We start from the raw sequence: 14,202 nt of genomic DNA, 5'->3' as shown, positions 1-14,202 counted from the left end.
GTAATATGTTTCTTGCGACATAAAAAAAGAGCACTCCCCTCAATACCTTTACTATTTTATTAGCTAAGACATTATACTCCCATAGAATTAATTAGAGAAGATAAACTGAAATGACTATCTTTATTTTTCATAGCAACCTGCTTATTGTCAAAAATGCAGAATCCTATTTGATAAATCATAATTAAAAGGGGTCTATAATATTTAGTGTTGTTGATTAAGCAGCACTTTTATAGTATGAAAAAAAGAGACCTCAAGTCTCAATCCTGTCACAATGTTATCGACTAAAACAATATTGAAAGGATAAGATTTGATGTCTCACTCATATTTCACTAGAAAACTTTTAAATATTAAAGATAAAAATATTACATTTTCAAAAGATTATCTTGAGAAAGTAAAATTGAACGGAATTACTAGCTTTATCTTTAAAGGTATTCTTACGTATCAACCGACTCATTGTCAAAAGTACAGAACCCTATTTTATTCAAAATTTAAGAAGCATGGATTTAAAACCTCTCGAATCGCCATTCTAAAAGTCTCCCTTCACGATAGCTACTTAGCCCTAAAAAAACAGCGTTATTATTGTGGGCATTGCCAGTCTACTTTTACACTAAGTACTTCAATCGTTGAAAAGAACTATTACATTTCTTATCACACGAAACACGCCATTGCTTTAGAGGCCCAAAATAAAATTTCTGAATGTGATATTGCACGTCGCCATCAGGTCTCTCATTCAACCGTCAATCGAATCATCCATAGCTTTTATAACTCTCAAACTTTAAACCTTAATTATTTACCTGAAAATCTCTGTTTTGATGAATTTAAATCCGTTAAATCTGCTGAGGGTCATATGTCTTTTATCTTTTGCGATGCTGACTCAAAACAAATCATCGATATCGTTGAAGATCGTCGTTTAAGCTCCCTTCAAGCTTATTTTAAACGATACACAAAGGAAGCACGTCATCGAGTGAAAAATATTGTGATTGATATGTACGCTCCTTACATCAGCCTCATTAAGAATCTTTTTCCTCATGCCTAAATTATCATTGATAAATTTCATTTTGTTCAATATCTCTCTCGTGCACTGAATAAAACTCGAATTCGATTCATGAAAAAGTTCAAAAAGCATGGTCGTAAATTCAAACGTTATTAACGTTTATTTTTAAAATCTCACGCTTTACTTAATGTCACCACTTATCGATCAGTTTACTGTTTTAAACACCTTCTGAATTAAAAGCAACTTATGATTTATATCCAGAGTTACTTTTCGCTCTTCAGACGAAAAACTTAAAACGATTTAATCATTTACTCGAAACGGAACACCCACTTGTTTCTCCTGAGTTTCAAACAGCTTTCCAAACCTTTAAAACTTATCAATCCTATATTAAAAATACTCTCTCAACTCATTACACAAATGGTCCTATCGAAGGAATTAATAATAAAATTAAGGTCATTAGGCGTATTGCCTTTGGATACCGTAGTTTCTATCATTGGGTCCCCTAGTGTATGTAGCGAAGCTCGTACATTTCCTTCATTGCTAGGGTAATTAAATCTCGTATTCTCATGGTTCAAAATCTAACAAAACCTAAAACAAAAATCCTAGCAGTATAGCCACTAGGATTTCAATTTAGTCTTTCACTGCGATAGACTATCATTTCATTAACCTTTTAACATAGTGCATCAAAAAAATCTTCCAACAAACGCTACTACTAAGCATCCATTTGTTGGAAGATTTACGAGTATCTATTATTTTCCTGAGATTAATCTTTTATCGTCTTAACCTAAAAACCTTAATTTGAACAACTATTCTAATTCATCCTCTTGGTATATAGCTAGACCTTCAAACTCTTCTGGGTCCTCATCAACCTCTACTTCACTTTCATCACTGTAATCATCTTCATTATCAGCCTTATCTAAAAACTCATCAGTTTCATCTTTATCCATTTCTTCCTTGTAGACAGGTTCGGCATCATATGTATCAAACCCATCTTCAGTAATTGCTTCTACTTCCTCATCATCGAAATCGATATCATATGTATCATAGTTAGCTACTTCATATTTTTGACGTGATTTTAAATCCCATTTATCTTCACCCACAGTTACAAACTTACCGCTTAAGGTCAAATCTGAATAAAATTGTGGTAATCTTGCTTGAAACTGTTCATCAGTTAATCCCATAATTTCGCATACCTCTTTAGCGATTTTCTCGAATTTTTGAGGCTTTATTTTTCTTTGAATTAATAACTCCGCTACTTCTAACATTGACATTTCTTCATTATGTGTAGTCATTCTAAATCCTCCTCTTTATAATTTACATTCTTTCCGGCGCCGATACTCCAATTAAATTTAATGCATTTTTTATAGTTATCTCAAGAGCTTGGATCAATGCTAATTTTTCGTTTGTTTTTGCATTATCCTCTTCATTAATTACTTTTTCAGCATTATATAAGCTATGGAAGGCTGTTGCTAAATCATTTACGTAATTACAAATTAAATGAGGACGTCTTTTTGCTGCTGCATCTGCTACAACGTTAGGAAATTCCCCCATTAATTTAATAACTTCATACTCTTTTTCGTGATTAATAAATTCATAATTTTCTTTTACGTCAACGGAAAAGCCTTTTTCTTTAGCCTGTCTTAATATAGAACATGTTCTTGCATGTGCATATTGAGCATAGTAAACAGGATTTTCATTTGACTTTTTCGTAGCCAAATCTAAATCGAAATCCATTTGTGTTTCACCACTACGCATGACAAAGAAATAACGAACAGCATCTACTCCAACCTCATCAACAAGATCACGAATCGTAACAGCTTTTCCCGTTCGCTTAGACATTTTGAACTCTTCTCCGTCTTTAATTAAGCGAACCATCTGAATAATATCTACCTCTAATTTATCCGCCTCATATCCTAATGCCTGCATCGCAGCTTTTACGCGAGCAATATATCCATGATGGTCTGCTCCCCAAATATCTACTAACTTATCATTTCCTCTATTAAGTTTTTCGATATGATTTGCAATATCCGGTGTTAGGTAAGTATATGAGCCATCTGATTTTTTTAAAACTCTATCCTTGTCGTCTCCAAAATCAGTCGAACGGAACCAAATTGCCCCATCTTTTTCATAAATATATCCCTTTGATTGAAGAAGATCTATTGATTCTTTCACGAGGTTTTTATCGTAGATTGATTTCTCGCTCGTAAATAAATCAAATTCTACCCCAAACATATTTAAATCTTTTTTAATTTTATCTAACTCATAATCAAGCGATATTTGACGAATCAAATCATAATTTTCATCTAATTTTCCAACAAATTGCTCTTTATATTTTTCCGCCATCATTTGTCCTAACAAAATAATGTCCGGTCCATAATAACCATCTTCCGGCATTTTTGATTCATTCCCTAATGCCTCTAAATAACGAGCATAAGCCGAAACAACTAAATTATGAATTTGATTTCCCGCATCATTTACATAGTATTCACGAGTCACATCATATCCCGCTTTCGACAAAAGTCGGCAAAGAGAATCACCCAAGGCAGCTCCTCGAGCATGACCTAAATGTAGGTCGCCAGTCGGATTAGCTGAAACATACTCAACATTATATTTCAAACCTTTTCCGGAATTACTTTTACCGTAATCATCACCTAAATCAATGATGCCTTTAATAGACTTAGTAAATACCGTCTTTTTCAGGAAAAAATTGATAAAACCTGGGCCGGCAATTTCAATTTTTGCAACATCAGCTTTATTTGTATCAAAGTTTTTTACTATTTCTTCAGCTATAATACGTGGATTTTTCTTTGCACGTTTAGTTAACTGCATTGCAATATTAGTCGAATAATCCCCGTGTTTTGCATCTTTCGCATTTTCTAAAATAACATTGATATCTTCCTCACAAGAAACATAACCACACTTGATAACTGTTTCCTTAATTTCATTCTTTAAGTTTTCTTTCAGCGTTTGGATCATATCTAAGACATATCCTCCTTTTTAAAATAAATGCTCAGTTTATAATTTCCTACTCTTTCCTTTTGTACAGTTAAATCGTAGTCTAAATTTATCCGAAATTTATTTTCGCATTCCTCTAGATTATAACAATGAGTTTTTACCGTGCTAATAAGTTCACCGTAAGGCGTTTTTATATACCCATCTACATTTTTTTTTTTGGTGTATCTTTGATCTAATATTATCGTTCCATTGCGACGAATACGAATAGTGTTATCATCAAATTCTAATCTACACTTCGTAATATGGTCATCGTCAATATTTTTCTCTTCAAAGAATAAAAAGCCTATATTATTTTTTTTATAATATTTTCCTTGCGTCTCATACGAGGTCTCTGTTACCTCTAAACCTTGAGTTAATTTCATATGAAAATTAACCACACCCGTTATTTTACTCATAACCATTCTACCATCATCCATAATGTGTAATTTTATCTTTTAATTATAGCACAATTTATTTTATCCATTCTATATGATTATTGCAATAATTTTATAAATATATACGATGTCTTATTCTATTTAGAATTTTTTGGAATCAACTTTTTAAATTATATCTATAAAAAAAGACAAAAAAAACTAGGAAAATAATATCTATTTTTCTAGTTTTTTTATCATCAATTAGAATTCAGCATTTTTAGGGGTACGTGGAAAAGGAATTACGTCACGAATGTTTTCAACTCCAGTTAGATACATAACCATACGCTCAAAACCTAATCCAAATCCTGAATGAGTCACACCACCATAACGACGTAAGTCTAAATACCAATTTAAATCTTCTGTAGGAACACCTATTTCCTCCATACGTTTTTCTAAAATATCTAGACGCTCCTCTCGTTGGGATCCTCCTATTAGTTCTCCTACCCCTGGAACTAACAGGTCCATAGCTGCTACTGTTTTTTGATCATCATTAACTCTCATATAAAATGCTTTAATGTCCTTAGGATAGTCTGTTACAAATACCGGCGATTTAAAAACTTCATCAGTCAGGTATCTTTCGTGTTCAGTCGACAAGTCAATCCCCCATTCAACTTTATTTTCAAACTTTTTATTGGCAGTTAATAAAATATCGATTGCTTCTGTATAGGTAATTCGTTTAAATGTAGAATTAGCAACAGTTTGAACTCGATTTAGTACTCCCTTGCTAACATACTGATCAAAAAAGTTCATCTCTTCTGGGGCATTTTCTAGTACATAGTTAATAATATATTTAATCATTCCTTCTGCCATATCCATATCGTCTTTTAGGTCGGCAAACGCCATTTCTGGTTCAATCATCCAAAATTCTGATGCATGACGTTGGGTATTAGAATTTTCTGCACGGAAAGTCGGGCCAAATGTATAAACATCTCGTAAGGCAAGAGCGAATGCTTCCCCTTCAAGTTGTCCCGATACTGTTAAGTTAGTAGACTTAGCAAAAAAATCGTGTTTGAAATCTACGACTCCTTCCTCATTTCGAGGGATATTATCTAAGTCTAGTGTTGTAACTCGAAACATCTCTCCCGCTCCCTCAGCATCAGAACCTGTAATAATTGGGGTATGCACGTATACAAAGTTTTTTTCTTGAAAATAGCTATGTATTGCAAATGCAACTAATGAACGCACTCTAAAAACGGCAGAAAACAAATTAGTTCGGGGACGTAAATGAGCTACTTCTCTTAAGAATTCACGAGTATGTCTTTTAGGTTGAATTGGATAATCTTCCGGACAATCTCCTTTTAAGACTAATTTATGCGCTTTAATCTCGAAAGGTTGTTTAGCATTTGGCGTAGGTATAACTACCCCATATACAGTTACAGCTGAACCTACACGGATTTTTTGGATTTCTTTAAAATTATCTAAACTTTCCTCATATACAACCTGAATGGTTTCAAAAAATGATCCGTCATTAATCATTAAGAAGCCAAAAGATTTTTGAGCACGATTATTTCTAACCCATCCATTCAATTCAATAGACTGATGTTCAAATCGTTCTAAGTTTCTAAATAATTGTCGTGTTACAACTTTCTCCATCTAAAAATCCTCCTTAATTTTTTTAATTACTAAAAATAAAAAACAGTCCTCATCCAAAAAAGGGACGAATGACTGTTAATCCGCGGTACCACCCTAGTTTAAGAACATATAGTTCTTACACTTCATCCTTAACGCGGAATTTACGACTTAATCTACTTACAAACATTGTTTTCGGTAAGTTACTCCAAGGTGTTCTTCACTTCCAAATCCATTCTAGGCTCTCACCATCCCTAGATCGCTACAATTTCAATTAAAAGCTACTCTCCTTTTCAACGTAAATATTTAATTATTTAAATATTATACCCTTTGCTCTTATTAGTCAATATTTACTCATCGAATATTTATCCTATACTCCAAACACCTTCTTCGACAAAATAATAAAATTTTTGCAATAACGTGAATTATGTTAATTTATGTTTTATTTTGCAGAATTTAAATTTGATTATTTTCGCTAGTCCTTTTATTTTATTTTTTAAAATATTATTTTTTTATTATTTCACCTAAACTTCGATACAAAGAATCTGTTGTCATATGTCAAAAAATAATGCTTTTAGTCGCAAAATGCAATAATTAATAATATTTTGTTTAAATAATAAAATCAATAATAAACGTTGGGGATACAGTGGATAAGTGTACTAAAGTGTCGATTTAACGATGTTTTTGGATGTGAATAAATTGTAGACAAGTTGTTGATATATGTCGATTATTATCAACAACTATGTGAATAAGGTGTTTGTTTTTGTCGAATTATAGAGATTAAACACAAGTGATCTTAAATATTTAAAGCTATTAATGTGCAAAACTACTTCCAATTAATTTCCAGCTATAAAATACCAGTAAAAAAAGAAAAAACATTAACTTAAATCCCTGTATAATTAAGTCTCCTACAACCAATTAACGAGGGGGAATTAAGTTAATGTTCATGGATAGTATTATATCAGATTCAAATTCAATTTTCAAATTTTTAAAACAACTTGATTTAGATTTATTCTTATCTAAACCTCAGTTTAATCATGTTAACCAGTTTCTAAACTTGATGATTCAGGAAAATTATCAGGGGAAAATCTCTGCCGTTAAACACTGTCATCGGACAAGTTTTGGACGATTTTTAACGGATAGTCCTTGGGATGAGGAGGCGATCAGTCACCAGATTCAAACCTATGTTTTATCCTGTATCTATCAGCGTTCTTATCAAACTCAACAACCTATTTACGTGATGGTTGATGATACGACTTGTGTTAAAACTAAACCTTCGTCACGGGCAACACATCCTATTCAAGGATGTAGCTGGCACTTTTCTCATCTTCATCATCAACACGTTTATGGTCATCAATTTGTCGCCTTGATGCTTCAATGTGAGGATTTAATTCTTCCTTATCAAATCATTCCCTATGAAAAAGAGAAACAGAGTAAAATCGAACTCGTTCGAAGAGCTCTGATGGAATTACCCAAACCTCCCTATAAAGGCTATGTCTTAGCGGATAGTTGGTATACGTGTGAAGCTCTCCTTCAAACGGCTAAGCAAGTCGGGTTTCATTATTTAGGAGCGATTAAAACGAATCGAATCATTCTTCCTAAAGGTTACCGTCCCAACGGAATTCAACTGAAACAATTTGCGAAAACATTATCCCTTCATGATCTCGACTTAGTGACCGTCGGATCTGAGCGTTATTATACGTATCTATATAAGGGACGAATAAGAGGGGGACATGTCGTCCAAATCATTTTAAGTTGCGCCAAACGGCTCCTTTGGAAGAAAAAGCTTTACGTTGTTTTATGAGTCATGATTTGAAAATGTCTGCCAAACAACTACTTAAACACTATACTAAACGTTGGCCTATTGAAATTTTCTTCCGAGAAGTGAAGCAAAATTTCGGAATGGGGAACTATCAAATTCGAACTTTACAAGGGATTAAACGATTGATGTTAATGATTCAATTCGTTTACCTTTATTTAAAACGAATAACGTTAAATAATCGTTGTTTGGGTGACAGTTTACGCCAGTGTCAACGAAAGCAAAAACAAGAATTAGTGAAATTAATTTATCATAAAGCTCAAAAAGGTGTGGAATTAAAAACCATTTTTGAAGAGTTGAAAATTGCATAGGGTAAGTGTATTTTCATTCCTTGGAAAATTTTTCTTAAAAATTGCACATTAATAGTTTAAAGTTTAAAACTCTCGGAATTCAAGCGATATAACTCATTTTCTTACAAAATAACTGTTTTTTTCTTTTTTCGACGTTATCTCGAGATAAATAACAAGTTTCTACATAATTCGATAATATATTTTTTCTTTTTTTAATAATAATAAAAATAATATATGTGGATATTGGGGATAAACCCTAAATTTATTGATATTATCATATTTTAGATTGTAGATATCTTGTTAATAAACTGTTGATGTATTTAAAATTTATACACACATGCTGTGTATGTTTTATCGCATAATGTTTTATATTGTCGATTACTGTTCACCCTTCTAATACTTATTTAAGTGTTTCTTTTTTCTATAGGCACACTCGTTATATATAATAAAGTGCTAATACACTTAATAGATAAGAAATAAAGTATTAAATAAAATTACATTTAAAAACATCCATAACAGGCCTTATTTCTTCATCGAACCAACCTTAAAAATAACAAATAAAAGAAAAAAACGAAACTATTCTTATTCAAATAGCTTCGTTTAAAAAGTATTTTATTAAGTTTGACTTGTGTACTTATTTTAATTACATTTTGATTTATTTTCCTAAACAAAATTTACTAAATAATTCATCTAGTAATGCATCTCCAATATCTTCCCCGAGAATTTCCCCAAGAATATGCCAGGCATTTTTTATATCAATTTCAACCATATCCACAAGCATCCCTATTTTCATCGCTTCAATTGCATCTTCGAGGGAGGTAAGGGCCTGCTTTAATTTAGCGATATGACGAGCATTTGATATATAGGTCATATCCGTAGAACCTATCTCTCCTAGCTCAAACATTTCTTTAATACTATTTTCTAAAAGTTCAATACCCTCATCTAAAACCATTGAAGTTTCAATATAGTTAGGAATTTCATTACGTTCAATATTAGATTCTAAGTCTGTTTTATTCAAAATAATAATTCGTTTTTTTTCATCTGTAAGTTTTAATAACTGTCTATCTTGATCTGTTAGTGGTTCATTATTATTTAAAACGAGTAAGATTAGTTGTGCTTCACTTAATATTTTTTTCGACTTTTCTACGCCAATAGCTTCCACAATATCTGTTGTTTCCCGTATTCCAGCTGTATCAATTAAATTAAGTGTTAATCCACCAACATTTATATATCCTTCAACAGTATCCCTGGTAGTCCCAGCTATATCCGTTACAATTGCCTTTTCCTCCCGCATCAACTGATTAAGTAGACTTGATTTTCCTACGTTTGGTCGTCCAATAATTGCAGTTTTAATTCCATCTCTTAAAATTTGTCCAGTTTTAGCAGTTTCCAAAAGCTTAATCATTTTTTCCCTTATCTTCATGGAAAGAGGAAGTAGTAATTCGGAAGTCATCTCCTCTACATCATCATACTCTGGGTAATCGATATTAACCTCTATATTCGCAATAATGTTCAATATTTCCTCGCGCATTTCCTTAATTAGACGTGATATTCTACCATCTAATCCATTCAAGGCCAGAGATAATGATTGTTCACTTTTAGCATGGATGATATCCATAATAGATTCCGCTTGGGCTAAATCGATTCTACCATTTAAAAATGCCCTTTTTGTAAACTCTCCGGGATCAGCGACTCGTGCTCCGGCAACCAATAGCAATTCAAGAATTTTATTTGTTACCAATATCCCACCGTGACAATTTATTTCAACAACATCTTCGGCAGTAAAGGTGCGTGGAGCACGCATCACTGAAATTAGCACTTCATCAACCTTTTCTCCCGTTTCGGGATTGTATATAAAACCGTAGTTAATCGTGTGACTTTGAGCTTTATGTAAATCTCGCCCATTCAATAACTTATTTGTAATGGATATGGCATCCTTACCGCTGACACGAATAATAGAGATAGCTCCCTCTCCCATGGCAGTGGCAATACCTGCGATTGTATCTTGAAACATGCAAACACCTCCGAAACTAGTATAGTTAAATAATAATTTATTTTAACATTTGGGTTAGTGAAACGTCAAAATAGACCCCATTTGAGGTCTATTTTGACGTTTTTTATATTTATGACTTTGGGATCATTCCGATCTTTTTATATAGTTGCTCTAATTGGTACTTACATTCGGCATAATCTAATTCCTTTACACCTTTTCGTGCAATAACAAAATAGTCATAATCAGGGTTTATCTCATTTAGATGTTCTATAGTAATATTTCGAATGTATCGTTTGACCTTATTGCGTTCAAAGGCTTTTCCGACCTTTTTTCCCACAGAAACGGCTAACCGGGGATTAGCTATTTCCTTGTTAATACATTTATATATAATGAAATAAGAATTTGCCCTTGAACGACCACGCTTCATTACCTTTTCTATTTCGGTACTTTTTTTAATTCGATATTTTTTTTGCATTAGCTCACCCGCTATAGTTTTTTATATAGTAAAAAGACCACTTTAAAGAGTGGTCTTATGCACATAACACTTTTCTACCCTTTTTACGGCGACGCGCTAAAACATTACGTCCTCCTGGTGTTGCCATACGAGCGCGGAAACCATGAGTTTTTGCACGTTTACGTTTGTTAGGTTGCCAAGTACGTTTCATCTATAACACCTCCTAAGAGTCTTATACCATAGCATAATTCAATATTATAGTAAATATTCAAAAGAAAGTCAAACATTACTTTTTGCATAAGCACCTATATATTGTCCAGATAATAAAAATTATATACACATGTGGATATGTTAATAAACATAGATATAGTGTTAATTTTATCTCACTTTCCACAATATAATCAACATTTCGACAATTTGTTGATTATATGACATGTGGATATGAGGATAAATAATAGAAACGTTGATAATATCAATAAAATCAGAATAGTTTATCCACCTTTTGTTGTCGAAAAGTGTAGTAATATGTATTGATTTTAATAATATCCACAAGATGTTAATAAGTTTTTATTTTTTTTTATAGTTTGTGGACTTCTTTAACATTTTGTTATGCTATAATGTTGATAGAAGAGACTCTAAGATGAGGTGTACACGGTGGAAAAATATCAACGAATATGGGATGATGCTATTGATCGTTTAAAGTCAAATATTTCACAACAATCTTTTGATATGTTCTTTAGCACGCCTAAGAAGGTTTATAAAATAAAAAATAACAAAATGTACGTTATTGTTCAAAACAATCACGAACAATTTATGCTAGATAAATTTTATTTAAAAGAAGTTGTAGAGATGATAGCAGAGGTATCTGGTTTAAATTATGATGTTAAATTTATTACTGCCGATTATGTGAAAAATGATCAACAGGCATTTGATTTAACGAAGCCAGATCCTAATTTGCCAAAATATTATCGAGGTAATTTAAATACAACATACACTTTTGATCGTTTTGTTGCTGGAAAAAGCAATCGACTCGCGTACATGATTGCTCTTCAAGTGGCTGAACGACCAGGGGAAGTTGCGAATCCTTTATATATATTTGGTGGTGTTGGACTAGGAAAAACCCATTTAATGCAAGCGATAGGAAATTTCATTTTAGATGATAATCCTTCGTCGAGAATTTTATACTGTACCTCTGAAAAGTTTATTGACGATTACCGTCATGCAACATTAGATAATAATTTTGAATCTTTTAAAGAAAAATATCGAAATATCGACGTTCTTTTAATAGACGACATACAGTTTTTGTCCAAAAAAGAACAAACTCAAACAGAATTCTTCAATACATTTAATGAATTGTATAATAGTAATAAGCAAATTGTTATTACATCGGATCGTCCGGCATCAGATTTGAAGGATATTATGGATCGTTTAACTTCGAGGTTTGAGTGGGGATTACAAGCAGATATTCAAATTCCGGATACCCAAACACGTATAGAAATTATGAAAAAAAAATTGGCCGGGGAGAATATTAATTTAGAGGAATTTCCTGAAGAGGTGTTAGAGTTTATCGCAAGTAAATTTAACAGTAATGTGCGTACATTAGAAGGAGCTTTAAAAAGATTAATTTTTTATGCGACAATTAATAACTCAGATTTCACTATTGAATTAGCTAATGAAGCATTAAGAGATTTATTTAGGGCTGAGCAAAAAAAATCAAAAGTTGATGTAAATAACATTATTAAAGAGGTTGGGGCTTATTACGACGTATCTGTTGCGGATATTTTATCTAAAAAACGTAAAAAAAATATTGCTTATGCAAGACAAGTGGCCATGTTTTTAACTCGGGAATTAACGGGTAGTTCATTTCCTAAAATTGGTGAAGCATTTAGCGGGCGGGATCATACAACGATTATGCATGGATGCGAAAAAATAGAAAAAGAGTTAAAGGATAATACGGATTTAAAGAAGGCTATTAGTGACTTAAAACAAACATTATCATAAGTTATACACATGGGTTTGAAGATGAAGGGCTAATTTATCAACATAATATCAACATATTACACACAGGGTGCCGATACTGTTATTATTTGGTTTGATAGCCTTATCCCCTATATCCACAAATTTTATTACTAAAAAGATTATTAAACAGCAATAATATATAACTATATAGGAGTGATTCAGATGAAAATTAAGATTGATCGTCATTTATTGTTAACCCAACTGTCTTATATTAGTAAGGCGATTCCATCAAAAACGCCTCTTCCTGCATTGATGGGAATCAAATTTGTTGTTTCTGAAGAAGGATTATATCTAACTACGAGTGATTCAGATATTACAATTAATACGTTTTTACCGTTAGAGGTTAATGATACACAAGTAATACAGATTGACTCGATTGGATCAATTATTATCCCAGGAAAATATTTTATTGAAATTATAAAGAAATTAAATGGGGATATCATAGAAATTAGCACCTTTGAGGGACATTATGTCATTATTAAATGTGGACGTAGTGAGTATACCTTAAATGGATTAGATGTTTCGGAATATCCGAACATTGAACTGATTAAACATGATAACCCGATTCATTTAGAAAAACAATTGTTAAAAACGATTATAAGACAGACAGTTTTTTCAACTGCACATATTGAAAACAGGCCGGTTTTAACTGGGGTGAACTTCAGGTATGATGCTGATGAACTGATGTGTATTGCAACAGATAGTTACCGCTTATCAAAAAAAGTAATTCCACTAAATAAGCTGCATGAACCTTTTAATATTGTTATTCCAGGACGTAGTTTAATTGAATTATCAAAAATTTTAGATGATTCGCATGATGCAATTGACGTATACTTAGCACATAACCAGGTACTTTTCCAGATTGGAAATATTTCTTTTCAATCAAGATTGCTAGATGGAGAATATCCAGAAACTAAAGATTTTGTTCCTACAACATTTGGGATTGAGATTAAGGCTAATTATCATGAATTATATGAGGCTTTTGACCGTGCTGCCTTGATTGCCCGTGATCAAGAATCGAAGGTTGTCAAATTAAATATTTTACCTAATGAAAATAAAATGCTAATTACAGCTAACTATCCGGCAATTGGAAAGGTTGAGGAAGAGGTCCAAGTGGAAATGATTTCAGGAGGAGAATTAAGAATTGCTTGTAGTGCTTTATTCATCTTGGATGCTCTTAAAGCAATCAATAAATCAAGCGTAATTATGAGTTTTAACGGAGATATGTATCCATTTATTCTTCGAGATCAGTACGATGAGACGACAATTCAACTTATTGTTCCAATTCGAACAGAATAAAAAAAGAGCCAATTGGCTCTTTTTTTTATAAAAATAATGAATAATAAAAATAAAAATCATCAATAATAAAACGAATTGATAAAAACAAGCTTGTAGGGGAAGTTATTGTTACGGGTAAATCTGCCGTTAGTAAAAATATATCGTTTGGGTTTACGTAACAATCGTATTGTAAAATAAAGTTGGTGATTTAATAAACGGAGAAATAATAACTTATCCACATTTTTGATTTGTGGATAAATGAGGGGGTTAGCTTTATAATTACATAAAATTGATGATTATCGTTGTTGTGAGATCAAAAAAATTAAAATAATTGAATGCACCATGAAATATAATCAGT

The 14,202-nt window shown here is 32.2% G+C and carries 11 protein-coding genes, 2 pseudogenes and 1 other annotated feature; of the genes and pseudogenes, 6 read left to right on the top strand and 7 right to left on the bottom strand.

What is annotated here, in order from left to right; all coding sequences use genetic code 11:
- Positions 1-310 precede the first annotated feature (310 nt).
- Positions 311-1,150: pseudogene (locus AACH31_RS11720) on the top strand (ISL3 family transposase).
- Between the two features lie 83 nt (positions 1,151-1,233).
- Positions 1,234-1,500: pseudogene (locus AACH31_RS11815) on the top strand (transposase); the annotation flags it as partial.
- A 300-nt stretch (positions 1,501-1,800) separates the two neighbouring features.
- Here AACH31_RS11815 and rpoE read toward each other — a convergent pair.
- The 4 genes from rpoE to asnS form a co-directional block, all read right to left on the bottom strand.
- The gene (gene rpoE / locus AACH31_RS11715) at positions 1,801-2,286 is read right to left on the bottom strand and encodes a DNA-directed RNA polymerase subunit delta (RefSeq protein WP_161831416.1); all 486 of its coding nucleotides are present in this window, start codon (positions 2,284-2,286) and stop codon (positions 1,801-1,803) included.
- A 22-nt stretch (positions 2,287-2,308) separates the two neighbouring features.
- Complete coding sequence (argS, locus tag AACH31_RS11710; protein ID WP_161831418.1) at positions 2,309-3,970, bottom strand: arginine--tRNA ligase; 1,662 nt, start codon at positions 3,968-3,970, stop codon at positions 2,309-2,311.
- Between the two features lie 2 nt (positions 3,971-3,972).
- Positions 3,973-4,410, bottom strand: coding sequence for a DUF1934 domain-containing protein (locus AACH31_RS11705; protein ID WP_338617708.1), 438 nt, complete (start codon positions 4,408-4,410; stop codon positions 3,973-3,975).
- A 213-nt stretch (positions 4,411-4,623) separates the two neighbouring features.
- On the bottom strand, positions 4,624-6,015 hold the full coding sequence (gene asnS, locus AACH31_RS11700) for an asparagine--tRNA ligase (protein WP_161831422.1): 1,392 nt from the start codon (positions 6,013-6,015) through the stop codon (positions 4,624-4,626).
- 57 nt (positions 6,016-6,072) lie between these two features.
- Positions 6,073-6,297: a binding site (T-box leader), on the bottom strand.
- 634 nt (positions 6,298-6,931) lie between these two features.
- Here asnS and AACH31_RS11695 point away from each other — a divergent pair.
- Entirely contained in the window at positions 6,932-7,795 is an 864-nt protein-coding gene (locus tag AACH31_RS11695) for a transposase (protein ID WP_338617289.1), read from the top strand.
- Positions 7,792-8,121: a transposase gene (locus AACH31_RS11690; RefSeq protein ID WP_338617288.1), complete on the top strand. Its 330-nt coding sequence runs from the start codon at positions 7,792-7,794 to the stop codon at positions 8,119-8,121. The genes AACH31_RS11695 and AACH31_RS11690 overlap by 4 nt, the downstream gene beginning before the upstream one ends.
- A gap of 634 nt (positions 8,122-8,755) precedes the next feature.
- On the opposite strand, the gene mnmE is transcribed toward AACH31_RS11690, so the two are convergent.
- The 3 genes from mnmE to rpmH form a co-directional block, all read right to left on the bottom strand.
- Positions 8,756-10,114: a tRNA uridine-5-carboxymethylaminomethyl(34) synthesis GTPase MnmE gene (gene mnmE / locus AACH31_RS11685; protein WP_161831424.1), complete on the bottom strand. Its 1,359-nt coding sequence runs from the start codon at positions 10,112-10,114 to the stop codon at positions 8,756-8,758.
- Between the two features lie 109 nt (positions 10,115-10,223).
- Positions 10,224-10,568: a ribonuclease P protein component gene (gene rnpA, locus AACH31_RS11680; RefSeq protein ID WP_161831426.1), complete on the bottom strand. Its 345-nt coding sequence runs from the start codon at positions 10,566-10,568 to the stop codon at positions 10,224-10,226.
- A gap of 55 nt (positions 10,569-10,623) precedes the next feature.
- Positions 10,624-10,758, bottom strand: coding sequence for a 50S ribosomal protein L34 (gene rpmH / locus AACH31_RS11675; RefSeq protein ID WP_006784010.1), 135 nt, complete (start codon positions 10,756-10,758; stop codon positions 10,624-10,626).
- A gap of 443 nt (positions 10,759-11,201) precedes the next feature.
- Here rpmH and dnaA point away from each other — a divergent pair, with 443 nt between their 5' ends.
- Positions 11,202-12,548: a chromosomal replication initiator protein DnaA gene (gene dnaA, locus AACH31_RS11670; RefSeq protein WP_161831428.1), complete on the top strand. Its 1,347-nt coding sequence runs from the start codon at positions 11,202-11,204 to the stop codon at positions 12,546-12,548.
- Positions 12,549-12,728: 180 nt separating this feature from the next.
- Positions 12,729-13,865: a DNA polymerase III subunit beta gene (gene dnaN / locus AACH31_RS11665; RefSeq protein ID WP_161831430.1), complete on the top strand. Its 1,137-nt coding sequence runs from the start codon at positions 12,729-12,731 to the stop codon at positions 13,863-13,865.
- Positions 13,866-14,202: the final 337 nt, after the last annotated feature.

The sequence above is a fragment of the Turicibacter faecis genome (assembly GCF_037076425.1).
Taxonomy (GTDB): Bacteria; Bacillota_I; Bacilli_A; order MOL361; family Turicibacteraceae; genus Turicibacter; species Turicibacter faecis.
Note: the sequence above shows the minus strand (reverse complement) of the source record. Positions and strands in the feature narration are given on the sequence as shown.